The organism is Acutalibacter caecimuris, assembly GCF_034335085.1.
Classification (GTDB): Bacteria; Bacillota; Clostridia; order Oscillospirales; family Acutalibacteraceae; genus Acutalibacter; species Acutalibacter caecimuris.
In genome coordinates, this window is record NZ_JAWXXJ010000009.1 from 58,389 (window position 1) to 82,426 (window position 24,038).

The following is a 24,038-nucleotide window of genomic DNA, read 5'->3' on the forward strand; positions in this document are numbered from 1 at the left end:
CCCTCTCAAAGCAAGCAGTAAATCATTTTGAAAAGAGGATGAACAACTATGGCAAAGATCTTATTGGTTGACGACGCGGCTTTCATGCGCAAGGTGATCAAGGACACCCTGTCCAAGAACGGCTACACCGACCTGTATGAGGCAGTGGACGGGGCCGACGCAGTGGAGAAGTTTACGGAGATCAACCCGGACCTGGTGATCATGGACATCACCATGCCCAACATGGACGGCCTGGAGGCCCTGAAGGCTATGCGGGCCAAGAACAGTTCTGCCAATATCGTGATGTGCTCTGCCATGGGCCAGGAGGCTATGGTTATTGAGGCCATCCAGTCCGGGGCAAAGGACTTTATTGTTAAGCCCTTTAAGTCTGACCGTATCATGAAAACTGTCACCTCCATTGTCGGCGCACCCTGATGCGGGTGGCGGCGACGCTGCGGGGGCTTGCCGTTGGCATGGGTGGAAGTGTGCTCTCCCTTTTGGGGATGCTTTTGACCGTTGCGGCTGTACTGGCGCTGGCCTATTGGTGCACAAAACTGATAGGCCGGCACGGTATGCCGGGGTGGGCAAAGGGTACAAACCCGGCTGGTGGCGGGCTTGCACTGCTGTGGCAGGTGAACTTGGGCAAAAATGAGCGTTTGGTACTGGTACGCGTGGAAAAGCGCTGCCTGTTGCTGGGCGTAACCGGCGGTGGGGTCAGTGTACTGACAGAACTGACGGAGGAAGAGGCCAAGCCCTGGCTGCAAAAACTGGAACCCCCCGGAAATGCCCCCAGCTTTGTGGACATTTTGCGGGAGAATTTCCCCAAAAAGAAATGAGCGTGATGGATTGGCTGAGAATTTAGAAGGAATTATCAATATTAACGGCGACAGTGTGCAGGCGCTGGAGATCATCATCCTGACCACGCTGATTGCCCTGATCCCCTCGCTGGTGATCATGTGCTCCTCCTTCACCCGGTATATCATCACGCTTTCTTTTTTGCGCAACGCTATGGGTACCCAGCAGACCCCGCCTAACATGGTGCTGGTGGGAGTGGCCCTGTTTTTGACTTTGTTTACAATGGGGCCGGTGATCGACCAGGTGAATACACAGGCATATACGCCATACATCAACGAAGAGATCACCCAAGATGAGTTTTTTGACCAGGCACAGGTGCCGCTGAAGGAATTTATGCTGCGTAATACAGAACCTTCGGCCTTGAATATGTTTTGTGACTTGGCCAATGTGGAAAATCCAGGCACGGAGGAAACGGCCATTGACCTGCCCCTGCGGGTGATAACCCCGGCGTTTATCACCACTGAGTTGAAACGGGCTTTTGAGATAGGTTTTTATCTGTATATCCCGTTTCTGCTGATAGACATTATTGTGGCTTCCACATTGATGTCGATGGGCATGGTGATGCTGCCGCCGTCCATGATCTCTACTCCCTTTAAGCTGCTGCTTTTCATCAGCATAAACGGCTGGGAGATGGTGTTCTCTACGTTGGTACAGACCTTTAACTGAGCCCCGCGGGATCCCCTTGCCCAGGATATACAGAGGAAACTATGACAGGAAAGCGAGGTGACTGCCAGTGGATTTGCCGGTGGTAGACGTTTTTCGGGAGGCTATCGGCGTTGTGATCCGGTTGGCCGCGCCCATGTTGCTGCTAAGCATGGTTGTGGGCGTGATCGTGGCCATTTTGCAGGCGGTCACGCAGATCCATGAACAGACGATCTCGTTTATCCTGAAACTGATCGTGGTGGTGCTGTTCCTGGTTATTGGCGGAAGCTGGATGATGGAAACCCTGCAAGGATTTTTCTTTGGGCTGTTCGACCTGATGAAAGGATAGCCTATGGATGCATTTGATTGGAACGGCCTTACACTGTTTATGTACATCTTTATGCGCATGGCCGGGTTTGTGTTGTTTAACCCATTTTTTGGGCGCAACAATATACCTGCCTACTTTAAGTCCGGGATGACTTTGGTGCTGGCTATGTCGGTAAGTTATACCTATACGGGCACGGTAACAGCCCCGGCTACATTTATTGAACTGGCGGTGCGGCTGATGCTGGAGGTGGCCATCGGGTGGTTTATTGGCGTTATTATCAACCTCTTCCTGTTTGTACCTGCTTACGCGGGGCATATCATGGACGAGCAGATGGGTATGGCCATGGCCCAGACCTATGACCCCAGTTTCCAGGGGCAGGCAACGCCGGCGGCCAATGTGCTGAATATTTTTGCGATTTTGATTTTTTTCACGGCTAACGGCCACCAGACACTGTTGCGGCTTATGCTGGATTCCGGCGGGCTGGTGCCTTTTGGCAGCGCCGCTTTGGGAAACGCCGCGGCGGAGAAGGTGGCACAGTTGTTTATAGAGTGCACATTGCTGGCCATTAAGCTGTGCTTGCCGGTTCTGGGTGCGGAACTAATGGGCCAGGTGGGCATGGGGGTGCTGATGAAAGCTATCCCGCAGATCAACGTGTTTGCCATTAACATTGAGTTGAAGGTGCTGGTGGGCATTATCCTGCTGTACTTCTTAATCAGCCCCTTTAGTGAATTTTTGATGGAGATGGAGAATACCATGCTTTTGGAGGTGGAACAGGCCATTGCGCTGGCCGGCGGGGGATAGCCCCCAGAGAGGTGCAGAAGAAACCGGCGATAAAGCGAGGTGGTGAATATGCCCGGCGAGGACAAAACCGAAAAGGCAACGCCGAAACGACGGCGTGACGAACGAAAAAAAGGTAATATCCTGCTGTGCCAGGACATTATTGCGGTTTCGACCCTGGTGGCAAGCGTGATCATGTTGCGGGTGATGTTCCCCAACATGGCGGCACAACTGGGGGAGTTCTTTACCCGCTGTTCCGGTTTTGCCATGGATACGGTAGCCAATGGCAGCGCGTATTATATGGGGGAACTGCTCTTCCAGGGGGTTATGACCTTTGTGGTAACGGCAGGGCCGATGCTGGCCGCAACCATGCTGGTAGGCATAACGGCAACCCTGGCCCAGACCCGGTTTTTGGTGGCGGGTGAAATCATCCGGCCCAAGTTTAGCAAGATAAGCCCTTTAAACGGCTTTAAGCGGCTGTTCTCCTTGCGCAGTATCATGGAGGCGGTCAAGGGGCTTATTAAGATTACCATACTGCTGCTGTTTATCTACAACAACCTGATCAACCTGATGAATATAGCCTCCCGGTTTATGTACACAGACCTGGGGGCGGCCTGCCAGGAACTGTTCCAGGAGATTTTCAATATGCTGCTACAGGTGTGCCTGGCATTTGTGGCCATTGCCTTTTTCGACTTCCTCTATCAGCGCTGGGAGCATGAACGGCAGATGAAGATGTCGAAACAGGAGATTAAAGAAGAATATAAGCAGACGGAAGGCGACCCGCAGATCAAAAGCCGCATACGGCAGGTGCAACGCACGATGGCACAGCAGCGGATGATGCAGCAGGTGCCGGACGCAGACGTAATTATACGGAACCCCACCCACTTTGCGGTGGCCCTGCGGTATAAGCAGGGGAAGGATACCGCCCCTGTGGTGCTGGCTAAAGGCCAGGACGAATTGGCCGCACGCATTGTGGCCAAGGGGGAGGAGCACCATGTGCCGGTAGTGGAGAACGTGCCCCTGGCACGGGCCCTATACGCCCAGGCGGAACTGGACAAGGAGATCCCGCCTGACCTGTATGCAGCGGTGGCGGAGGTGCTGGTGTACATCTTTAAATTGGGAAATAAGCTGCCTGGGCAAGCAACAGGCGAATAAATATATAAAGTATGGAGAAATGAGTAAGGGGCCCCACCCCAGCCCACTGGCCAGGAAACTGGCGGGAAGTACCGGCCCGGTACGGGGAGATAGGTTTTCTTCAGGGCGCAGAATTTACACATAGAACTAAGGAAGGGGGAGCACAGATGAAACGCATCTTGAACAACAGCGTATCGCTGATGGTGGTTGTGATCGTGCTATTCCTGATTATACCCTTGCCCACGCAGTTGCTGGACGTCTTTTTGGTCATCAACATTGCTTTGTCCATTGTGATCTTGCTGATCACCATGAACATAAAGGAAACGTTGGAGTTCTCCATCTATCCTTCGCTGTTGCTGATAACCACGCTGTTCCGGCTGGGGCTGAACGTGTCTACCACCCGGCAGATCCTCTACCAGGGCTATGCCGGTGATGTTATTAAAGCCTTTGGCGATTTGATCACCAGCGGCAATGTGGTGATTGGTTTCATCATCTTCTTCATCATCGTGATGGTGCAGTTTATCGTCATCACCAAAGGCGCCGAGCGCGTGGCCGAAGTGGCTGCCCGCTTTACCCTAGATGCCATGCCTGGCAAACAGATGGCCATTGACGCCGACCTGAATACCGGGCTCATCAACGAGCAGGAGGCCCGGTCCCGCCGGGAGAAGATACAGCGGGAAGCGGACTTTTACGGCGCCATGGACGGTGCTACCAAGATCGTAAAGGGCGACGCGGTGATGTCGCTGATCATCACTTTCATCAACTTGATCGGCGGCTTTGCCATTGGGATGCTTTCCGGCGGCATGGAACTGGGTGAGGTGCTCACCCGCTATTCTACCGCCACCATTGGTGACGGCCTGGTGTCCCAGCTACCTGCCCTGATGATCTCCACTGCCACGGGCATGATCGTGACCCGCTCCGTGTCCGACGGCAGCTTGAATACCGACGTGATCAAACAGTTCACGGCCCAGCCCCGGGCGATTGTTACAGCCGGCGCGGCGTTGATCTTTTTGGCGCTGATGCCCAATACCCCCCACTTCTCCCTGTCTGTAGTGGCTGCGGTGCTAATCGGGTTTGGATTTGTGCTCAGCCGCCAGATGCGTGCCCGGAAGGCACAGGAGGAGGCCGCGGCAATGGCTGTGCAGGAGGAGGTAGCCCCGGAGGCCGCCCCGGCAGAGGCTGACTATTACAAGGATATCAACAATGTATACAACCTGCTGACAGTGGAGCCCATTGAGATGGAGGTGGGGTATAGCCTGATCCCCCTGGTGGACGAGAGCAGTGGCGGCAAATTGATCAACCGTATTGTCATCTTCCGGCGGCAGTATGCCCAGGAGATGGGTTTTGTTGTGCCTACGGTGCGGATGCACGACAGTTCGGTTATCGGTACCAACCAGTATACCATCCGTATCAAGGGCGAGGAAGTGGCAAAGGGCGAGATATTGGTAGATTACTACCTGGCCCTGGAGCCCTCCAAGCCCCTGGGGGAGATAGACGGCATAGAAACCGTGGAACCTGCTTATGGCATCCCCTCCCGATGGATTTTGCCGGAGAACAAGGAGATGGCGGAGATTTACGGCTATACGGTTATTGATCCGCTGTCCGTTATTTTGACCCACCTGTCTGAAACGATCAAAAAGCACGCCTATGAGCTGTTAACCCGCACGGAAACCATCCAGTTGGTGGAGAACCTAAAACGCACTTCTCCGGAATTGGTGGAGGAGGCCTGCCCGGCAGTGATCTCTTACGCGCTGCTGGAAAAGGTGTTGCGGAACTTGTTGATGGAGGGTATACCCATCCGGGATATGCAGACCATCCTGGAAACCATGGTAGATGCCATGGGCACCACCAGGGATCCCGACCTGATTACCGAAAGTGTGCGCAACGCCCTGAGCCGGACGATTACCCGCCGGTTCTGCCAGGACGGGCAGCTACGGGCAGTTACCCTGGACGCGGAGGTGGAGCGCCGGGTGGTGGCCTCCCTTACCAAGAACGAGCATGGCATTTACTTGGCTATGGAGCCGGATTTGATACAGGCACTGATCACCCAACTGGCAGAACATATGCCAAAGTTTGCGGAGTTGGGCCAGTCGCCGATCCTGTTGACCAGCCAGGTGGTGCGTATCTACTTAAGCCGGTTGTTGTCCCAGTACTTTGCCAACCTGTATGTACTTTCTTTCAGCGAGATTGTGGGCACAGTGCAGATACAGTCCCTGGGCAATGTGACCATGCAGCAGCCTAATGTGCGAAGGGCGGTGGGGTCATGAGGCCCGCGGCCCCTGAAACGGGAAAAGACTATGAAGGCATGACCACGGAGGAGTTGTTCGCCCTCTATAAGCAGAGTGGCGACAAGACGCTGAAGTGGGAAATCGCCATGCGGTACACAGGGCTGATCAAGAGTATTGCCCTACAGATCAGGGGCGTGTTTTGCAGCTTTACCCAGTTGGATGACATTATCAACGAGGGCTTGATCGTGCTGGCGGACGCGGTGGATAAGTTTGACCCGGAGAAGGGCCGGTTTGAGATGTATGTGACCAAGCGCATCCGGGGGATGATTGTGGATCTGGCACGGCAGCAAGACTGGGTGCCCCGTACGGTGCGGCAAAGGGCCCAGCGCATTGAAAAAGCCATGACAGATTTGTATAACGAAACAGGCAAGCTGCCCACTGACAGCCAGATAGCGGAACGCCTGGGGCTGAGTATGGAAGAGTACCAAGAGGCGATGGCCAATGCCTCGTTACACAGTATACTTTCTTTTGAGGAGTTGTTTGAAAGCAGCGACCAGTGGCCGGCCGACCCAGGCACCGACGGTACCAGCGGCGGGCTGCCGGAGCAATCCTTGATGAACCAGGAACTGACGAAAACCCTGACAGAAGCCATCAGTTCCATGAAGGAGAACGAGCAGTTGGTGCTCTCCCTGTATTATGAGCAGAACTTAAAGATGAAGGACATCGCGATGGTGATGGATATTACGCCGCCGCGGGTATCCCAGATACACGCCAGGGCTGTGCAAAAGCTGAAGGTGATTATGGAGAAATACCTACAGGAGGGGAACTAAAGCTCAGCAGGAAATGAAAGCTAAGCTGGTACCCGCATCAATGGCAAGAGCCAAAGCCGGGAAAGCAACTGCGCGGCAGATAACGGCAAGGGGAGCCCAGAAGAGGGGCGCACGAAATATTTGGAGTTTTTTCAACTTTTGGTAGTGCAAAACCAGCCAAAAGGTGCTATAATTATGATAAGCCGAGAGAACGGGGGTCAAATCAAATATGTTCAAAGGGTTCTATAATCTGGCATCGGGGATGATCACCCACGGTAAAAACCTGGATGTGATCTCCAATAATATGGCCAATGTGTCCACAACCGGGTTTAAGGCAGACTGCTTTACGGGGCAGACCTTTGACGAGGTCATGTACACCATAGTGGGCAACAAAAACAAGAACTATGAGGATATTGGCAATCAGAGTTATGCCACTGTACCCAGCCGGTTGTACACCGACTACAGCCAGGCCAGTTTTGACGCCACCAATATGCCGCTGGATTTTGCCATAGATGACGACGGCACGGGTTTCTTTGCTATACAGGCCGGGGACGGTGTGGTGTATACCAGGGCCGGCGATTTTTCGCTGGACGAGGAGGGCTACCTGGCCTTGCCTGACCATGGCCGGGTACTGGACGTGAACGGCGAAGAGATCCTGTTGGTCACGGATAAGATTACCACAGACGATTATGGGCGCATCTACACCAAAGAAGGGGCCTATATGGGACAGATAGGCGTATATGCCTTTGAGGACCCCGGCACGCTGACAAAGGATCCTATGGGGATGTTTGTGCCTGAGGGGGGCGGTGGCCAGCCCCAAGTGCGGCCCACCTTGTTGCACCACGGGATGTTGGAGCGCTCGAACGTGGGGCTGGTACAGCAGATGGTGAAGATGATCAGCACCCAGCGGGCTTACCAGAGTTCGGCAACGCTGACAAAGATGTATGACCAGGTCATGAGCCACGCAGCCAATGACCTGGGCAGGCTTCAATAAATAATCCATAAGACGGGAAGGGGCGAGATAGCATGAACCAATCCTTTTACACGGCGGCGGTGGGGGCATGGCAGCAGCAGGTGCGGCTGAATGTGCATGGTAATAACATCGCCAATGTGAATAACTATGGCTTTAAGGCTAAAAAGCCGGTTTTTTCAGACCTGATGTACGACTATATCAATGGGGCCCAAGAGGATGAGATGCCCAGGGGCACCGGCGCGTATATGGTGGCGGCCGATACAGACTTTAGTGCCACGGGCTTTGCAGATACCGGGCGGGGCATGGACTATGCCATTGACGGGGACGGCTTTTTTGCCCTGTGGGATCCGGCCACAGGCGCTTACAGCTACAGCCGGGACGGTTCCTTTACCATGTCGCAGTATATGCTGGAGGGCGCAAACGGCGAAATGGAAACCCACTGGTACCTCTCTGACGGGCTGGGACGGTTTGTAATGAGTAACGCCGGACAACTGATAGAAGTGGACCAGGAAAAACTGGACGCAGAGTTGCCGGTGGGAATATTCGACTTTATCAACACCAACGGCATGGTGCACCTAAGCGAAAACCGTTTTGAGCCAATTGAGAAAAACGGCCAGTTGCGGGTGGGCACCGGCAAACTGGTACACCGGGTGCTGGAGCAGTCTAATGTGGATTTGGCCAACGAGTTGACGAAGGTGATTGAGTCCCAGCGCTCGTTTACCTATGCGCTGAAGATGATTCAGACCTCTGACGAGATCGAAACCACAGTGAATGACCTGCGCAGATAAACCTTTGGGAGGGGAATAGATGGTTATCAAGAATTACCAGGACTTAAGTAGCCTGGAAATCGATACGCTACGGGAGATAGGCAGTATCGGCACCGGCAACGCGGCTACAGCCCTTTCGGGTATGCTGGGCTGCCCGGTGCATATCACCCTGCCTGAGGTGCGTATCATGGGATATAACGAGGCCATCGACTGGATCGGTGGTCCGGAGCCTGTGACAGCGGGTGTGCTGGTGCATATCGGCGGGCAGATCAACGGCATCATGCTCTCCGTGCAGCCGTTGGAGTTTATCAACATTATTTTGGAGCGGATGCTCTCCACCCCCATTGAGGACTACTCGGAACTGGACGAACTGAAACGCTCCGCTTTGGTGGAGGTGGGCAATATTATGATATCCACCTTTATCAATGCCCTTTCCGGGCTGGCTGAACTGAAGGTGGATTTGACTGTGCCCAGCTTGACGGTAGATATGCAGGGCGCCATTTTGACGGTGCCAATGGCCGAATATGGCGGGCAGTCGGATTATCTTATGACCATTGGCGGGAATTTTTCCTGTGATGGGAAGGAGTTGCCCTGCCGGCTGATCCTTTCCCCCGACATTCGGTCACTCAATTTCCTTTTGAGAAAGCTGGGCGTTGAAGATGGCTAGTGGTTCTAAACTGGTGATAGGGATCGCCGATATGAAAATGACCAACCGGGACGAGGAACTTATTACGTATGCATTGGGCTCCTGCTGCGGCATCTGCCTGTTTGACCCAAACGTTAGGCTGGCGGCATTAATTCACATTATGCTGCCCTTAAATCTGGAGGCCGGGCGGAAGAATACCATGAAGTATGCGGACACGGGCATACGGGAAACCCTGAAACAGATGGAGGCCAAAGGGGCCAGACGGCCCCGCATTGTGGCAAAAGTAGCGGGGGGTGCCAAGATGTTTGCGGTAAGCGGCTCAGGGAGCCTTGGCAATATCGGCCAGAGAAATATTGAAAGCGTACATAAGATACTGCGGGCGGAGAACATCCGGCTGCTTGCCGAGGACGTAGGCGGCTCTGTGGCCAGGACCCTCTCTTTTAACCCGGCTACCGGCAAGGCGACTATCCGCAGCTATGGCAAGCCGGACATTGTACTGTAAAACGGAAACAGGAAGGAGTCAGGTAAAGATGGCCATTGTAAAAGACGAGATCCTTTTGGAATCGGGCACCAACGAGATACAGATCCTGCGGTTCACCATTGACGGTGTGCTATATGGTATCAACGTGGCAAAGGTGCGGCAGATCACCATTTCAGAGCCGGTAAAGTTTATGCCCCATACCCATGAGGCGGTGGAGGGCATCTTTAAGCCCAGGGATGAAGTGATTACCGTAATCAACCTGCCGCGCTTTTTAGATTGCCCCAATTACGAGCCCAAGCAAAAGGATATGTTCATCCTCACCGGGTTCAACAAGATGACCGTGGCTTTCCGGGTACATACTGTGGAGGGGCTTAGCCGTATTTCCTGGCGGGACATCCAAAAACCGGATAATACCGTAAACGGCGGCAACGACGGGGTGGCTACAGGTATTGCCCAGTGCGGCGATGAACTGGTGACCATCTTGGACTTTGAACGTATTGTGGCGGAGATCGCCCCGGAAACCTCGATCAAGATCAGCGAAATAGACGCACTAGGACACCGGGAGCGTAACGACAAGCCCATTGCGATTGCCGAGGACTCTATCCTGCTGTCCCATATGATCAAGGAGTCGCTGACCAAAGCCGGGTATGTAAACTTGAAGATGTTCCCCAATGGCCACGATTTGTGGGCGTACCTGAACGCTTGTAAGAAAGAGGGGGTTCTGGACGAGAGCGTGGCGCTGATCGTGACGGATATTGAGATGCCCCAGATGGACGGCCACCGGCTGACCAAGCTGGTGAAGGATGACCCGGATATGAAACATCTTCCGCTGATCATCTTCTCTTCGCTTATTAGCGAGGAAATGCGCATAAAAGGCAAGCAGTTGGGTGCTGATGAGCAGCTAAGTAAACCGGAGATTGGCAGACTGGTAAATGTGATGGACGCTTTGCTGACGAGAACGGAAGTGGCTAAGTCCGGCAAAGCCGTGTAAGGAGAAGACCCCATGAGAGAAAGGTATATCGTACGGCAGCCCATCAAAAATGAAAAGAACCAGATTATTGCCTATGAGCTTTTGTACTATGGTGAAAACCAGGCCTATGGCAGCAGTGACGAGGGTGCCAGCGAGTTTGCCGTAGCGGATACGGTTTATAGTTTCCTGATGCAGAACATGGAGAAATCGCTGAAGGACACGGTACATTTTATGACCTTCACCACCACCCTATTGATGAAAAAGACCCCGGCGCTGTTCCCGAAAAAGGGGCTGATCATCCAGATTGACGATAGTGTGGTTATCCATCCCTTGGCGTTACGCTTTGTGCAGCAATATGCCCGTGATGGCTATAAGATCGCGGTGAACCAGTTCCAGTTTGCGCCCCGCTACCTGTCACTGATTGACTATATAGACTACATCAAGCTGAATATCAAGGAAACCAACGAGAATTCGGCTAAAAATATCGTGAACCTGGCCAAAAGCATGAACAAGAAGGTCATTGCCACGGATGTGGACACCCAGGAGCTATATCAGGCGGCCTTAAATTTGAATGTGGATGCGCTGGAAGGCCCCTATGTGGCAAAACAGTTGGCCACAAAAGCCCACTCCAGCGGATACCTGCAAAGCAATTTCTTCCGGCTGATGGTGGCTGTGGTACGGGAAGAGCCGGATATGGAGGAGATTGAGAACATTATCTCCACCGACGCCACCTTGAGTTACGGCCTGCTGCGGGTGGCAAACACAGCCTATTTCTCTACCAAACACCGGGTCACTACCATCCGCCAGGCAATTATGACGCTGGGTATTGCCCAGCTAAAGCAATGGATTTACCTGCTGAGCACCACAAATGCCAACAACGAGATAGACCAGTCTGCGGAAGAGTTCTTGAAACTTTCCTTTATGCGGGCTAACTTTTGTAGTGAGCTGATGAACTATGCCAAGAACCTCCCCATATCCCGTTCAGAGGCCTACTTGATGGGAATGTTCTCAACGCTGAACTACCTAATTGATGCGCCCCTGGAAGAGATCCTGTCTACCGTGCCGGTTGCCGACGAAGTGAAGGCCGCTCTGTTGCACCATGAAGGCCCTTGCGGGGAGTTGTTCGACCTGGTGCTGAGTTACGAACAGGCAGACTGGGATAAGATCACGAAACACGCAGAGGCACTGTATGTGCCGGCCTATACCTTGACCAGTATCTACTTTAACTGTACGGAGTCTGTGAACGAAACCTGGAAACAGATCACCGATCCGTCAGGGAATGAATTACCGGAAGAGGTAGCAGAGTAAGGGGTTGCGCGAAACCATTGCTTGCCAGTGAGAACGGAGGGCAGCCTCAAGGGAAGAAATGAAGGGGCCCTACGGCGCCCTGTTTGCCCACAGGTATGGCTGGCAGATTCTTCTAACAAGAACAAACAAGGCGGCGGGATAGCCGTACCAGGAGATGCCCCCTTGTGGGGCATTTTTCGCAAGAAAAATGTTATATTATATGCCGGCAAGATGGCTCGTTCAGGCTTTGCCTGGCAACTGTGAGCAGGCTGGCCACGTGGCAGAGATGTCCGCGGTTTCGCGTCTTGAGGAGGCATATCACGCTGGCTGAAAGGATGATAACATTGGACGTAAATCGGACGAACCATATGCTGGATGCCCGGACGCTGGACAAGAGCGACACACTGGCGGCTATGAAACTGCCCGGTAATATCCACCTGGCGCCGCTGGACTTTATTGCGTGCAACGGTGTGACCTATTCTATCCGGCCGGGGTTTTACGAGATAAACGGCGCCACGGCCATCCCTGGCGGCGTAAATTTTACCGTGCACTCCAACGGGGCCACAGCGGTGTCGCTGGTGCTGTTCCATCCGGGGGAAGATGAGCCCTATGGGGAGATACCTTTCCCGGAGCCCTACAAGATCGGCAATGTATACTCTATGATCGTCTTTAAGCTGGATATTGCAGAGTTTGAGTATGCCTATCGGGTAGACGGCCCCTATGACCCGAAAAAGGGGTTGATTTTCGACCGCAGCAAGGTACTGCTGGATCCCTATGCCAAAGCCGTTACCGGCCAGCGGGAATGGGGGGAGAACCAGCCGGGGCTGCATCAATATAAGGCACGGGTGGTGAAGAACGACTTTGACTGGGGCAATTTCCACCAGCCGCTGATCCCGACGGAGGATCTGATCATCTACGAACTGCACGTGCGGGGCTTTACCATGGATCCCTCCTCCGGCGTAGCCCACCCCGGCACCTTTGAGGGGCTGCGGGAGAAGATACCCTACCTGAAAAAATTAGGGGTCAATGCGGTGGAGCTGATGCCCATTTTCGAGTTCGACGAGATGCAGGACTACCGGGAGCACAATGGGCAAAAGCTGTACAACTACTGGGGTTACAGTACAGTCAGCTTTTTCGCCCCCAACACCAGCTATACGTCTACCCCAGAGCACAACCGGGAGGGTACGGAACTGAAAAACCTTATCCGGGAACTGAATGAGAACGGCATGGAGGTGTACCTGGATGTGGTATTCAACCATACCGCTGAGGGCAATGAGCAGGGCCCCTTCTTCTCTTTTAAAGGCTTTGATAACAACATCTATTACCTGCTGACGCCGGAGGGCTATTACTATAATTTCAGCGGCTGCGGCAATACCCTAAATTGTAACCACCCCATTGTGCACCAGATGATCCTGGACTGCTTGCGGTATTGGGTGACCACCTACCGCATTGACGGGTTCCGGTTTGACCTAGCGTCCATCCTGGGCCGCAATGAGGACGGCTCGCCTATGGATAAACCCCCCTTGTTGCAGTCCCTGGCCTTTGACCCTATTTTGGGTGGGGTCAAGCTGATTGCCGAGGCATGGGATGCCGGAGGGCTATACCAGGTGGGGACATTCCCCTCTTGGAACCGCTGGGCCGAGTGGAACGGCAAATACCGGGATGATATGCGCTGCTATATTAAGGGTGACAGGGGTATGGCCCAAGCGGCAGCCATGCGCATCACCGGATCCAGGGACATTTACGACGCCCACGGGCGTACCAATGCATCGGTAAACTTTTTAACCTGCCATGACGGATTTACCATGTACGACCTGTTCGCCTATAATGACAAGCACAACGAGCAGAACGCCTGGGACAATACCGACGGCTGCTGGAACAACTACAGTTGGAACTGCGGGGTGGAGGGCGAAACCAATGACCCAGCGGTGATAGCTTTGCGCAAGCGGATGATCCGCAACGCCTTTGCCCTGCTGATGTGCAGCCGGGGTATCCCCATGTTTTTGGCTGGGGATGAATTCTGCAACACCCAGTTCGGCAACAACAATGCCTACTGTCAGGACAATATCATCTCTTGGCTGGATTGGAACCGGCTGGAGGAAAACCAGGATATATTCTCATTCTTCCAATATATGATCGCCTTCCGCAAGGCCCACCGGGTGTTGCGTAGCAATCTGAGCGACGGGGCAGTAGGTTTCCCGGACATAAGCTTGCATGGGGTGACGCCCTGGCATCAGGGTGAGTTTGGGAGCGATGAGCATTATGTAGGGGTGATGTTTGCCGGTTACGAACAGCAGGCAGGCCCTGAAGTGGTGTATTTGGCGTCTAACGCCTATTGGGGCGAATTAGAGGTCACCTTGCCGGAGTTGCCCCGGTCCATGCGCTGGGAACTGGCGGCAAATACCTGGAATGCCCAACAATCTCCCCAAAAACTGGATGGCCGGACCATCAAAATAGGCCCTCGCTCCGTTATCGTACTGGTAGGCAAATAGTCTTATCAGAAAAGAAAAACAAAACTCCACAAAAAATGTTCCCTAAACCGCGTGCGCAAAACAACCAATGCCCAGCCCTTCCCGTACGCGGCAATAAAGTTTTGATCCAACTTTTTCAAAAGTTGGTGGGGTGTGGGGCAAAGCCCCACAGCCAAAAAAGCCGGAGCGTTCCCAAAGGAACCTCCGGCTTTTCAATTTTATCCCAACTGGCCCATGCGCAAGAGAGATTCAGACTGGTCGGGAAGAAGTTTATCCGGCGGCTCTGGCCGGCCCACGAACTGCATATGGGGGTAGATGATCGCCAAAAGCTGGTCGGGGAAAGCGTCATCCAGGAAAACTTGTACCGGGTTGGTGGCGGGGATTTTGTTTTCCCGCTCGTACCAGCGATAGACCGCGGCAGCCGAAACGGCCATGTCTAACGCCATAAAAACGCTGAAAACCACCGTCAATGTACGCCCCAGGCGCTTGGGAATCTGCTCCAGTTTACGGGAAACCACCGGGTATAGATCTTTTACCCATACCAGCCCCAGGACGCCCCAAAACACCGAGTACATCAGGTTGGTGCGCCCGCCTACGTTAAAGGCCGAGTCGCTGTATTCCCAGGAAACGGAACCAAAGGCCGTTTGCTGCAACAAGCTGCAAAGGTACTCGAAAGCGGCCCCCAGTACCATGCTGGTGATGAAAATCAGGACATCCCGCTGGTTATACATTTTACGTAAAAACAGGGTGAGGAGCACAGCGCCAAAACCATAGACCAAGATAAACGGGCCTAATACCAGGCTGACCCGCAACTCAAACTGATGGGGCGGCATGATGAGAGCATAGATAGTTTCCAGCACACAGCCCACCACATTGCCGGCCATAAAAATCCAGAACAGCTTATCGTAGCACAGCATATAGGCAAAGGGCTTTTCCTGGCCAGGAGCCAGGTGCTCTTCATAGGCGGCCACAGCGGCGTCATTGCGGCGGCGGATGGCGTCCTCCGACTTGCGGCGGAACACATGGAGGCTCTCCTGTAGAGCCTCCAGTTCCGCATTATGGCGCAGGGACTTCAAGTCGGGGAAAGCTTTCAGCAAGCGGCGGTGGAGCAGGTTGGCACGTAGGCTCTGCTCATACTTCTCCCGTAGCTGGGCGGCGTCCCGCTGCCAGGCCTCGGCCCGGTTATGGGCAGAGGATGCGTGCTCAAACAGATCCTGCCCCAGCTTGTCAGAGCCCTCTTTCAGACGGCGGGAAACGTACTCCAACATCTTCAGCTTGCGGTTGAGGCCGATGATCGCCGCGACCGTAACAGCCAGGTCGGCCAGCAGCAGGCTGCCCAGAACCCCTAGCAGTATCCAGCCCAAAGGCCGGGGGATAAGGTTGGTGAGCCGGGCAGTGGCAGGCACTACAAAACGCACCACCACAGCCCCTGCCAGCCCCCATAACACCGAAAACCGCAGGCAGATATAGCCGTTCAGATTATGGGGCTCGTTGGAGTAATCCCACCATTTTTGGTGGAAGATCTTTTCCAGCAGCCACCCGGCCAGGTATTCAAGGGCTGAGCCCAAAACCATAGAGCCGACGATTAGCGCGGCCAGGTTGCCACCAAAGGGGCGCATGAAAAAGGCAATGGCTGCTACCCCCAGCCCATAAATGGGGCAGACAGGCCCATTGAGAAAGCCCCGGTTTACAAAGCGTTTTTCAACCGCTGCCGCAAAAAGCACCTCACCGCACCAGCCCAGCGTGGCGTATATGAAAAAACACCACAGGTAAGTATAAAGCATTATAAACCTCCCTTAAAGTAGTACCAAAATATAAGCAAGGGATATTTTACCAGATATCTGGGCTAATGTAAAGCGGTCAACGGCTTTCAAAATTCTTAATAATTTCCGGCAGGTACTGGATCAGGTCTGTTGGCAGCATGGCACGGGCGGAGAGCTTTTCCCGGCAGAGGTCCCCGGCCAGCCCGTGGATATAGGCGCCTGCCGTCGCAGCCGGGAATCCCCCGGCACCCTGGGCGAGGAAGGTGCCGATGATACCCGCCAGCACGTCGCCGCTACCGCCTTTGGCCATGCCCGGGTTGCCGGTGGGGTTAATTGCCAGCCGGCCGTTGGGCGCGGCAATCACAGTGGCAGCGCCCTTGAGCAGTGCCACCCCGCCGAACTGTTCTGCCAGCCGCTGGGCCGTGCCGATACGGTCTTGTTGGATTTCACCGGGGGTACGGCCGGTGAGCCGGGCAGCCTCGCCAGGGTGGGGTGTGATAACCAGCGGAAGGCCGGCGGTATCTGGTACAAAACCCTGCCGGGCGCAGAAGTTCAACCCGTCGGCATCAATGAGCAGTGGAACGCGCGGATGGGAGAACACCACCGGGCACAGATGGCTGGCAAGCTCGCCCAGGCCGCAGCCTATTACACAGGCAGTGCAGCTTTCCAAAGTGGCTGCCAGCTTATCCTGGGCAGTAGCGGGGGCCGCCAGGTCTAAAACCGTGTAGACAGCCTCTGGTACGGCAGCGGCCAGGATAGGATAGATGCGGGAATCGGCAGCAATATGCAAAAGCCCTATCCCGCAACGCAAGGCTGCCTTGGCTGCCATGATGCAGGCGCCGGCCATGCCATAGCTGCCGCACACCAGCAGCAGGTGGCCCAAGTCCCCTTTATTGGCCAGTGCGCCGGGGGACAATAGCAAGGGGCGGGCAATCTCTGGGCTGTTGAGAGAAACCAGCGTACGTGCCGAGCGGGTAAGCGCCTGCGGTATGCCCACAGGCCGCACCACAGTCTGGCCACACAGTTCCATAGCCGGGTAGCTGCGGTGGGCAGGCTTTTCAGCGGTAAAGGCCACGGTGACATGGGCACGGAAAGCCCCAGGGCTTACCCGGGCAGTATCACATTCTACGCCGCTGGGCAGGTCGGCGGCAATGCGGCGGCAGGGTAGGGCATTGGCCAGTTCCAGGTAATGGGCCGAGGTTTCGTCCAGTTGGCCCTGGAACCCGAAACCAAACACGCAATCCACGGCTACTTCGGCAGAGGAAAGGGCGTCCTCTGCGTGGGCTGGCGCTTGGGTAGCGTCAATTACCTGGACAGAGGCAGGCATATGGGAAAAAGCGCCCTGGGCTAGGCTGGACTGGGGCCTACCATGCAGGAGCAGTACTGTGCAGGAGGCGCCCCACTGGGCCAGCCGTGCCGCACAGATAAAACCGTCCCCGCCGTTATTGCCTTTACCGCACAGCAGCACCACCGAGCGCTCTGTAAGAGGGCCCCAGCGTGCCTGTGCCTCTTGGGCCAGGGCAGTGCCGGCGTTGTCCATCATCGCGGCTAGACTGACCCCGGAACTCTCTGCGGCGGCCTCCAGTCTTTGCATCTCTGTGCGGGTAAATAATTTCATGTTATGGTGTTCCTTTCTCTCAGATGGGAAGATGGGGGCATCCCCCTTGACAATAGTGGGCAGAGCCCCTATAATAGTAACAGCAAAAGGTCTTCGGGGCAAGGTGAAATTCCTGACCGGCAGTGATGGGCCGTAGGCGGGGCGTATAGCGTCCCGGCGGCCGGTAAGTCTGCGAACGGGGTACGGTGTACCCCGCCGAACCGGTGAGATTCCGGTACCGACGGTGAAGGGCTGGCGCAGCGCCATATGGCGCGGCTGGCCCTGTAGTCCGGATGGTAGAAGATCGCGCCAATGGCATGGGGCTGTGACCCCTCTGTCTTTGCGCCGTATCTTGAACCGCACAGTTTCCCCCAAGCATTTGTTTGGGGGATTTTTGTTTGCGGGCTGGTCGGCAACTCCAGGCCTCTTGCAGAGAATATCTCAGAAAGGGTGCGTAAAAATGCAAATCGCGAACGAAAACAGTAGGGGCCGGGGAGCCCGGCAGGCCAATGTGCGCAAATTGGTGGTAACAGCGATTCTGGGGGCGGTATCGGCAGCGCTGATGTTTATAGCCGTGCGGGTGCCGCTGATGCCCAGTTTCATCCAACTGGATGTCTCGGAACTGCCGGCGCTGATTGCCGCTTTCAGCATGGGGCCCCTCAGTGGTGTGGGCGTGTGTCTGATCAAAAACCTGGTGCACTTACTGGCCACCACTACCGGCGGTGTAGGGGAACTGAGCAACTTTTTGCTGGGTGCGGCCTTTGTGCTGCCGGCGGGGCTGGTCTACCGGGTGAAGAAGGGGCGGATAGGGGCCCTGGCCGGCTCTTTGGCAGGGGCGCTGTGCATGGCATTGTGCAGCTTGCCGGTGAACTATTTTATTACCTATCCCTTTTACGCCATGCTAATGCCTATGGAGGCCATCCTGGATATGTACCGGGCTATCAACCCCCATGTGCGTAGCCTAATGGATGCATTGGTATGGTTTAATATGCCCTTTACCTTTTGCAAGGGGCTGCTAAGCGTGGCCATTACATTCCTAATCTATAAACGTATCTCGCCTATCATCAAGGGCACAAGGTAATAGGAACAGTAGGCAGCCGGGTTCCTCGGAAGGGGGGCCCGGCTGTTTTTTGCCGGCCAGGTTTGGCCGCCAAACCGCCAGGGGCAAAGGTCATCCACCTTCCTTATTCCCTGTCTTTACCGGGGAAAGGCATCCCTTCCTCATAGAAACGGCAACTGCACCGCCCGTGCTCTTTTACCTGGTAGAGGGCGGCGTCAGCCTGCTGGTAAAGCTCGTCCGTATAGCCGGTGGCGGAAAAAGCCCCGCCTGTACTCAGAGAAACCTGCGGCAGGTTATCGGTGGGGTTGAGCAGGGTTTGGTTGATCGCGTTCATCTTTCTCTCCACCATAGCCTGCTGGCTGGGGTCGATCTCGGTAAGGATCACGGAAAATTCATCTCCGCCAATGCGGGAGGCAAAGTCGGTGGTGCGGAAATTTTCCTCCAACAGCTTTGCCACCCTTTTCAGCACCCTGTCTCCGGTTTCGTGGCCATAGCCGTCATTGATCAGCTTAAACTTGTCCACGTCGATAATGAGTATGGCAATGGGTTGCGCCTTTACCCGCAGCACTTCTTTGACCTGGTCAAAGGCGCCCCGATTCATAATGCCGGTGAGGGGGTCATGCTCGGCCTGATGGCGCAAGACCTGCTCGTTGGCGGCGTTGAGCTCGTAAATATTATTGTAGGTCAAAGCCAGGTACTTAAATTCATAGGCCCCGGTGATCTCCATTAGCTTTTCCTCTTGGATGCAGTTGACATAGACCTGCAAGGGCTTGACGATCAGGAAAATGATCATGATGAAGATAAATACGTTCTGCACAAAGAGGATGCTGAAAAAGACCTGCTCCAGCCGCATGGAGTTCTGCAAATCCTGCATACTGGTTTCCTGATTCACCTGGGTAGCCTGGAGCACATCAGAGAGGAAGTAGTCAATATTGGTGCTGATAAGCTGCTTGTTGGCCTGGTACTCGGTGCCAAACACCATTTCACGGGCTGCATCCAGCTTTTCCTCCGGGGATAATTTCTGGTGGGCCGGGCTAAGTTCGGCCTCACCGATCTCCGCAGGCAGGGCGGTCAAGTGCATACCCTCCGCCTCGGCGGCCAAGCGCATGGCATAAATTTCCCGTTCCGTCAGCCGGTTGGAGAAATCTAAGGCTGCCTGTAAGAAGTCCCCGGCCTGTAGGCTTGCCTGGCCGCCCAGATCTTCCAAAGCCTGGTCCCGGCGGCGGGTGACATTGACCTCGGTAAAGTAGTTTTTGGCATAGGTAGGATCCAGGGTCACGGTAAACATCCGTACCTGGTCGGTAAGGTAGTCAGAACCGTCGGAAACCAGGGCGGCATTCTGCTGGCAACGGATGTATAAGTCGGTGGCAGCCACCATAGACCGGTAGTTTTGTGCGGCCCGGAAGGTTACAGCCAGCAGGGTGATATACAGCACACAGGAGATAAGGATCATCAGCAGGTTCAGCGTGCGTACCTTCACACCTTTAACGGGCCTTTTCCGTGGGGCAGGGGTATGTAATATTTCCATGGTTTGTCAACTTCCTCTCCGGCGGCAGTTTCCGCCCTGCTTTAGCGCATATGGCCGGTAGCCCTGGGGCCGGGCCCAAACACGTTCCGGCCCTCTTTCCCTGTTTCCCCGGCAAGGTCAACAACGGCACTTTGGGGAATACAAAGGGCTACCCTTATTATAGCCTGTTTTGGCCCGTTTGGGTAGCCCCTTTCGCTATTTTTTTGTGGCGATGCCCCTGTACCGCCGGGCTGCCTGCTTGGGCCTTTGGGCACAAAGGCTTATATGCTGAACATCAGCGCAGCGTAGGTGGGGTAGGGCCAATGTCCGGCGGAAACGCCCCGCTCCATTTCGTCTACCGTGGCCCGCAGGCGTTCCATCGCGGGGATGACCTCATCCCGGTAATGGGTGGCCACAGTAAGGATATTCTCGCTTTGGGTGCGGGGATCCCGCAGCAGATCCTCCAGTTCGCCGGTCTGGGCAAAGGCCCGGTCTATCAGGCCGGAGAGGGATTCTATCAGGCTGGTTTCCGCCATACAGGGCAGGCCAGCCAGTACCTGCCGCTTGGCGGCTATCCCTTGGGCCAGCGTAGCCACATAGCCGCTCACCGCAGGCAAAACCTCCTGCCGTACCATGCCGGCCATGGTCAGGCTCTCAATGTTAAGGGTCTTAACGTACTCCTCCATGATCGTTTCGTACCGGGCCTCCATCTCGGCCTCGGTGTAAATTTTATGGCGTAGGAACAATTCCACGTTTTTCTGATCCAGGTACCGGGGCAAAGCGTCTACGGTAGTGCGCAGGTTCAAAAGGCCCCGGCGCCTGGCCTCCTCCACCCACTGGGCAGAGTAGCCGTCCCCGTTAAAGATGATGCGTTTATGTTCTGCCGTTACCCGGCGTACCAAAGCGGTCACGGCGGCGGGAAGGTCCTTAACGCCGGTAAGCTCCTCGGCAAACTGCCGCAGCTCCTCAGCCACAATGGTGTTCAGCATGATGTTGGGGCAGGCGATGGAAATGGCCGAGCCCAGGGAGCGGAACTCGAACTTATTGCCTGTAAAGGCAAAGGGGGAGGTACGGTTCCGGTCAGTGGTATCCTTGCTGAAGTCCGGCAGCACCCGCACACCGGTTTGCAGCTTTTTCTCCTCTACGCACTGGTAGGGCACGCCCCCCTCTATGGCCTGTAGCACAGAGGTGAGTTCATCTCCCAAAAACATGGAAATAATGGTCGGCGGGGCCTCATTGGCGCCCAGGCGGTGGTCGTTGCCTGCCGAAGCCACGGAGATACGCAGCAGATCCTGGTATTCGTCCACGCCCTTGATGACCGCAGCCAGAATCAGCAGGAAGGGCAGGTTCTCCCAGGGGCGGGGGCCGGGATCCAGCAGGTTCTTGCCCGTGTCGGTAGAGAGGGACCAGTTGTTGTGTTTGCCGCTGCCGTTCACCCCGGCAAAGGGCTTTTCATGCAGCAGGCAGACCAGGCCGTGGCGGTCGGCCACGTTTTTCATCAATTCCATAGTCAACTGGTTGTGGTCGCAGGCAATATTGGTGGTGGTGAAGATGGGGGCCAGTTCGTGTTGGGCGGGGGCTACCTCGTTGTGCTTGGTTTTTGCCAGTACCCCCAGTTTCCACAGTTCCCGGTCCAGGTCACGCATAAAGTCAGCCACACGGGGCTTGATGGCCCCGTAGTAGTGATCCTCCAACTCCTGGCCCTTGGGCGCCTTCGCCCCAAAAAGGGTGCGGCCGGTGAACATCAGGTCCCGGCGCTGTTTGTACAGTTCTTTATCAATAAGGAAGTACTCCTGTTCCGGCCCTACGGTGGTAATGACCTGCTGGGTCTTATCGTCGCCAAACAGCCGCAGGATGGCCAATGCCTGGGTGCTTAGGGCCTCCATGGAACGCAGCAGGGGGGTCTTTTTGTCCAGCACTTCGCCGCTGTAGGAACAGAACGCCGTGGGTATGTACAGCGAATCGCCCTTTACAAAAGCGTAAGAGGTAGGGTCCCAGGCAGTGTAGCCCCTGGCCTCAAAGGTGGCCCGCAGCCCGCCGGAGGGGAAGGAGGAGGCATCCGGCTCACCCTTAATCAGTTCTTTGCCGGAAAACTGCATGATAACCCGGCCGTCACTGGTAGGGGAGATAAAGCTGTCATGCTTTTCGGCGGTAATGCCGTTCAGGGGCTGGAACCAGTGGGTAAAGTGGGTGGCGCCCAACTCTACGGCCCAGTCTTTCATGGCGCTGGCCACGGCGTTGGCCACGGTGATATCCAGTTCTTTGCCCTCATCGATGGTCTTGCGCAGGGACTTATACACGTCTTTGGGCAGACGCTCCATCATCACGTCGTCATTAAAAACGGCGCTGCCGAACAGTTCCGGCACAGATTTGCGGTTTTCAGAACAGCTTCCCATAATCATGACCCCTTTATTCAAAACTTTTAGGGTATGCGCATAGGCGGCACAGCGCCGGAATGCCTAGAACCACCCCATTTTATTGGTACATTTTAATCCTATGCAAATGATTTGTCAACGGGTACAACAAAAAATATTGGGCCGGGTAAAGGAAAGGCCGGGCCTATGCCGGCCGCATGAAAAAAAGTAAATTCCCTCTTGCACTCCGGGCCGGTTTCTAGTACAATAACAAATTGAATAGGAGTGGCTAAAACGACGGCCAAGGAAACAGAAAGGATGTGCTGCGCATGGAGCATACGGGGAAAACGGCGTATCTGGTATTGGAAAACGGAAAGGTCTTTCAGGGCAGGCGGTTTGGGGCCTGCGGCGAGTTAATGGCGGAGGTGGTGTTCACGACCGGCATGACAGGCTATTTGGAAACCATCACCGACCCCAGCTATTGGGGGCAGATCGTAGTGCAGACCTTCCCGCTGATTGGGAACTATGGGGTCATCCCTGCTGATTTTGAGAGCAAATTGGTGGGGCCAAAGGGGTATATCGTGAAATCCTGGTGCCAAGCGCCTTCTAACTTCCGTTCAGAGGGCAGTCTTGACGCCTTTTTTAGAGATCGGGGCCTGGTGGCGCTGGAGGGCATTGATACCCGCACACTCACAAAGCTGATCCGGGAAAAGGGCGTGATGAACGGCATGATCACCGATGACCCAGACAGCGTAGACCTGGCCGCCCTGACCGCCTACAAGGTGCATGGCGCGGTACGGGCGGCCTCTACCAAAGAGATGTACACGGTAGGGGCGGAGAACGCCGGGAAGAAGGTCGCCCTGATGGACTACGGCACCAAGGACAATATCTGGCGGGAACTGGTCAAGCGGGGGGCACGGGTCACCGTATGCCCTTGCACCACCACCGCGGCGGAGATTGCCGCTTTGGATGTGGACGGCATCATGCTCTCCAACGGCCCCGGCGACCCGGCGGAAAATGTGGAACTCATCGCCAACCTGAAGGAGATTTGCGGGCTGAAAAAGCCCATGTTCGGCATCTGTATTGGCCACCAGTTGATGGCCCTGGCCCAAGGGGCCCGTACCCAAAAGCTGAAGTACGGCCACCGGGGGGAGAACCAGCCCGTAAAAGACCTGGAAACCGGCCGGGTGTACATCACCAGCCAGAACCATGGCTATGCGGTGGTGGGGGAGAGTATAGACCCGGCTGTGGGCCGGGAACTGTACGTCAACGTGAATGACGGCACCTGCGAGGGGGTGGGGTACACGGCCATGCCTGCCTTTACCACCCAGTTCCATCCAGAGGCCTGCGGCGGCCCCCTGGATACAGCCTGGCTGTTCGACCGGTTCTTTGCCCTAATGGGGGCCTGAC

Annotated in this window: 21 protein-coding genes and 1 riboswitch; of the genes, 17 read left to right on the forward strand and 4 right to left on the reverse strand. The window is 55.2% G+C overall.

Going from position 1 to position 24,038, the window contains the following annotated elements; genetic code table 11:
* Positions 1–48: 48 nt before the first annotated feature.
* The 15 genes from U8U01_RS06840 to glgX all read left to right on the forward strand — a co-directional run bounded on the left by U8U01_RS06840 (position 49) and on the right by glgX (position 14,368).
* Positions 49–414: a response regulator gene (locus U8U01_RS06840; RefSeq protein ID WP_322172815.1), complete on the forward strand. Its 366-nt coding sequence runs from the start codon at positions 49–51 to the stop codon at positions 412–414.
* The gene (locus U8U01_RS06845; RefSeq protein WP_322172817.1) at positions 414–815 is read left to right on the forward strand and encodes a FliO/MopB family protein; all 402 of its coding nucleotides are present in this window, start codon (positions 414–416) and stop codon (positions 813–815) included. The genes U8U01_RS06840 and U8U01_RS06845 overlap by 1 nt, the downstream gene beginning before the upstream one ends.
* Before the next feature lie 10 nt (positions 816–825).
* The gene (gene fliP / locus U8U01_RS06850) at positions 826–1,500 is read left to right on the forward strand and encodes a flagellar type III secretion system pore protein FliP (RefSeq protein WP_322172818.1); all 675 of its coding nucleotides are present in this window, start codon (positions 826–828) and stop codon (positions 1,498–1,500) included.
* A 67-nt stretch (positions 1,501–1,567) separates the two neighbouring features.
* Entirely contained in the window at positions 1,568–1,825 is a 258-nt protein-coding gene (locus tag U8U01_RS06855) for a flagellar biosynthetic protein FliQ (RefSeq protein ID WP_367575605.1), read from the forward strand.
* A gap of 3 nt (positions 1,826–1,828) precedes the next feature.
* Positions 1,829–2,605 carry a flagellar biosynthetic protein FliR gene (locus U8U01_RS06860; protein ID WP_322172819.1) on the forward strand — a complete coding sequence of 259 codons (777 nt, stop codon included), beginning with the start codon at positions 1,829–1,831 and terminating at the stop codon, positions 2,603–2,605.
* Positions 2,606–2,653: 48 nt separating this feature from the next.
* A complete protein-coding gene (flhB, locus tag U8U01_RS06865) occupies positions 2,654–3,736 on the forward strand; it encodes a flagellar biosynthesis protein FlhB (protein ID WP_322172820.1) in 1,083 nt (360 codons plus the stop codon).
* A 146-nt stretch (positions 3,737–3,882) separates the two neighbouring features.
* Positions 3,883–5,982, forward strand: a complete 2,100-nt coding sequence (gene flhA, locus U8U01_RS06870) for a flagellar biosynthesis protein FlhA (RefSeq protein WP_322172821.1) — start codon at positions 3,883–3,885, stop codon at positions 5,980–5,982.
* Positions 5,979–6,773 (forward strand): sigma-70 family RNA polymerase sigma factor, encoded by a 795-nt coding sequence (locus U8U01_RS06875; RefSeq protein ID WP_322172823.1) that lies wholly within the window; start codon positions 5,979–5,981, stop codon positions 6,771–6,773. Before flhA ends, U8U01_RS06875 begins: the two co-directional genes overlap by 4 nt.
* A 208-nt stretch (positions 6,774–6,981) precedes the next feature.
* The gene (locus tag U8U01_RS06880) at positions 6,982–7,746 is read left to right on the forward strand and encodes a flagellar hook-basal body protein (RefSeq protein WP_322172825.1); all 765 of its coding nucleotides are present in this window, start codon (positions 6,982–6,984) and stop codon (positions 7,744–7,746) included.
* A gap of 32 nt (positions 7,747–7,778) precedes the next feature.
* Positions 7,779–8,513, forward strand: a complete 735-nt coding sequence (locus tag U8U01_RS06885) for a flagellar hook-basal body protein (RefSeq protein ID WP_322172826.1) — start codon at positions 7,779–7,781, stop codon at positions 8,511–8,513.
* Between the two features lie 19 nt (positions 8,514–8,532).
* Positions 8,533–9,159 carry a chemotaxis protein CheC gene (locus U8U01_RS06890; protein WP_322172828.1) on the forward strand — a complete coding sequence of 209 codons (627 nt, stop codon included), beginning with the start codon at positions 8,533–8,535 and terminating at the stop codon, positions 9,157–9,159.
* Positions 9,152–9,640, forward strand: a complete 489-nt coding sequence (locus U8U01_RS06895; protein WP_322172830.1) for a chemotaxis protein CheD — start codon at positions 9,152–9,154, stop codon at positions 9,638–9,640. Before U8U01_RS06890 ends, U8U01_RS06895 begins: the two co-directional genes overlap by 8 nt.
* A 28-nt stretch (positions 9,641–9,668) precedes the next feature.
* On the forward strand, positions 9,669–10,610 hold the full coding sequence (locus tag U8U01_RS06900; RefSeq protein ID WP_322172832.1) for a chemotaxis protein: 942 nt from the start codon (positions 9,669–9,671) through the stop codon (positions 10,608–10,610).
* Positions 10,611–10,622: 12 nt separating this feature from the next.
* Positions 10,623–11,897 (forward strand): EAL and HDOD domain-containing protein, encoded by a 1,275-nt coding sequence (locus U8U01_RS06905; RefSeq protein ID WP_322172834.1) that lies wholly within the window; start codon positions 10,623–10,625, stop codon positions 11,895–11,897.
* Positions 11,898–12,289: 392 nt separating this feature from the next.
* Positions 12,290–14,368, forward strand: coding sequence for a glycogen debranching protein GlgX (glgX, locus tag U8U01_RS06910; protein ID WP_367575608.1), 2,079 nt, complete (start codon positions 12,290–12,292; stop codon positions 14,366–14,368).
* A gap of 197 nt (positions 14,369–14,565) precedes the next feature.
* Here glgX and U8U01_RS06915 read toward each other — a convergent pair whose 3' ends face one another.
* Together U8U01_RS06915 and U8U01_RS06920 are read right to left on the reverse strand one after the other, a co-directional pair.
* Positions 14,566–16,131 (reverse strand): putative ABC transporter permease, encoded by a 1,566-nt coding sequence (locus U8U01_RS06915; protein WP_322172836.1) that lies wholly within the window; start codon positions 16,129–16,131, stop codon positions 14,566–14,568.
* A gap of 76 nt (positions 16,132–16,207) precedes the next feature.
* Entirely contained in the window at positions 16,208–17,728 is a 1,521-nt protein-coding gene (locus U8U01_RS06920; protein ID WP_322172838.1) for an NAD(P)H-hydrate dehydratase, read from the reverse strand.
* A gap of 85 nt (positions 17,729–17,813) precedes the next feature.
* Positions 17,814–18,016, forward strand: a riboswitch (FMN riboswitch).
* A gap of 151 nt (positions 18,017–18,167) precedes the next feature.
* On the opposite strand from U8U01_RS06920, the gene U8U01_RS06925 reads away from it, so the two are divergent.
* Positions 18,168–18,788 (forward strand): ECF transporter S component, encoded by a 621-nt coding sequence (locus tag U8U01_RS06925; protein WP_322172840.1) that lies wholly within the window; start codon positions 18,168–18,170, stop codon positions 18,786–18,788.
* A 103-nt stretch (positions 18,789–18,891) separates the two neighbouring features.
* On the opposite strand, the gene U8U01_RS06930 is transcribed toward U8U01_RS06925, so the two are convergent.
* Entirely contained in the window at positions 18,892–20,295 is a 1,404-nt protein-coding gene (locus U8U01_RS06930; RefSeq protein ID WP_322172842.1) for a sensor domain-containing diguanylate cyclase, read from the reverse strand.
* A 260-nt stretch (positions 20,296–20,555) separates the two neighbouring features.
* On the reverse strand, positions 20,556–22,670 hold the full coding sequence (locus tag U8U01_RS06935) for a glutamine synthetase III family protein (protein ID WP_322172844.1): 2,115 nt from the start codon (positions 22,668–22,670) through the stop codon (positions 20,556–20,558).
* Between the two features lie 287 nt (positions 22,671–22,957).
* Here U8U01_RS06935 and U8U01_RS06940 point away from each other — a divergent pair, with 287 nt between their 5' ends.
* Complete coding sequence (locus tag U8U01_RS06940) at positions 22,958–24,037, forward strand: carbamoyl phosphate synthase small subunit (RefSeq protein ID WP_322172845.1); 1,080 nt, start codon at positions 22,958–22,960, stop codon at positions 24,035–24,037.
* Position 24,038: the final 1 nt, after the last annotated feature.

Excerpts from the sequence above, each read along its gene's own strand:
- U8U01_RS06885 (WP_322172826.1), top strand. The coding sequence starts at position 7,779 with ATGAACCAATCCTTTTACACGGCGGCGGTGGGGGCATGGCAGCAGCAG.
- U8U01_RS06940 (WP_322172845.1), top strand. The coding sequence starts at position 22,958 with ATGGAGCATACGGGGAAAACGGCGTATCTGGTATTGGAAAACGGAAAG.
- U8U01_RS06880 (WP_322172825.1), top strand. The coding sequence starts at position 6,982 with ATGTTCAAAGGGTTCTATAATCTGGCATCGGGGATGATCACCCACGGT.
- U8U01_RS06915 (WP_322172836.1), bottom strand. The coding sequence starts at position 16,131 with ATGCTTTATACTTACCTGTGGTGTTTTTTCATATACGCCACGCTGGGC.
- U8U01_RS06860 (WP_322172819.1), top strand. The coding sequence starts at position 1,829 with ATGGATGCATTTGATTGGAACGGCCTTACACTGTTTATGTACATCTTT.
- flhB (WP_322172820.1), top strand. The coding sequence starts at position 2,654 with ATGCCCGGCGAGGACAAAACCGAAAAGGCAACGCCGAAACGACGGCGT.
- glgX (WP_367575608.1), top strand. The coding sequence starts at position 12,290 with ATGAAACTGCCCGGTAATATCCACCTGGCGCCGCTGGACTTTATTGCG.
- U8U01_RS06900 (WP_322172832.1), top strand. The coding sequence starts at position 9,669 with ATGGCCATTGTAAAAGACGAGATCCTTTTGGAATCGGGCACCAACGAG.
- U8U01_RS06930 (WP_322172842.1), bottom strand. The coding sequence starts at position 20,295 with ATGGAAATATTACATACCCCTGCCCCACGGAAAAGGCCCGTTAAAGGT.
- U8U01_RS06845 (WP_322172817.1), top strand. The coding sequence starts at position 414 with ATGCGGGTGGCGGCGACGCTGCGGGGGCTTGCCGTTGGCATGGGTGGA.
- U8U01_RS06905 (WP_322172834.1), top strand. The coding sequence starts at position 10,623 with ATGAGAGAAAGGTATATCGTACGGCAGCCCATCAAAAATGAAAAGAAC.
- flhA (WP_322172821.1), top strand. The coding sequence starts at position 3,883 with ATGAAACGCATCTTGAACAACAGCGTATCGCTGATGGTGGTTGTGATC.
- U8U01_RS06890 (WP_322172828.1), top strand. The coding sequence starts at position 8,533 with ATGGTTATCAAGAATTACCAGGACTTAAGTAGCCTGGAAATCGATACG.
- U8U01_RS06875 (WP_322172823.1), top strand. The coding sequence starts at position 5,979 with ATGAGGCCCGCGGCCCCTGAAACGGGAAAAGACTATGAAGGCATGACC.
- U8U01_RS06935 (WP_322172844.1), bottom strand. The coding sequence starts at position 22,670 with ATGGGAAGCTGTTCTGAAAACCGCAAATCTGTGCCGGAACTGTTCGGC.
- U8U01_RS06895 (WP_322172830.1), top strand. The coding sequence starts at position 9,152 with ATGGCTAGTGGTTCTAAACTGGTGATAGGGATCGCCGATATGAAAATG.
- U8U01_RS06840 (WP_322172815.1), top strand. The coding sequence starts at position 49 with ATGGCAAAGATCTTATTGGTTGACGACGCGGCTTTCATGCGCAAGGTG.
- U8U01_RS06920 (WP_322172838.1), bottom strand. The coding sequence starts at position 17,728 with ATGAAATTATTTACCCGCACAGAGATGCAAAGACTGGAGGCCGCCGCA.
- U8U01_RS06925 (WP_322172840.1), top strand. The coding sequence starts at position 18,168 with ATGCAAATCGCGAACGAAAACAGTAGGGGCCGGGGAGCCCGGCAGGCC.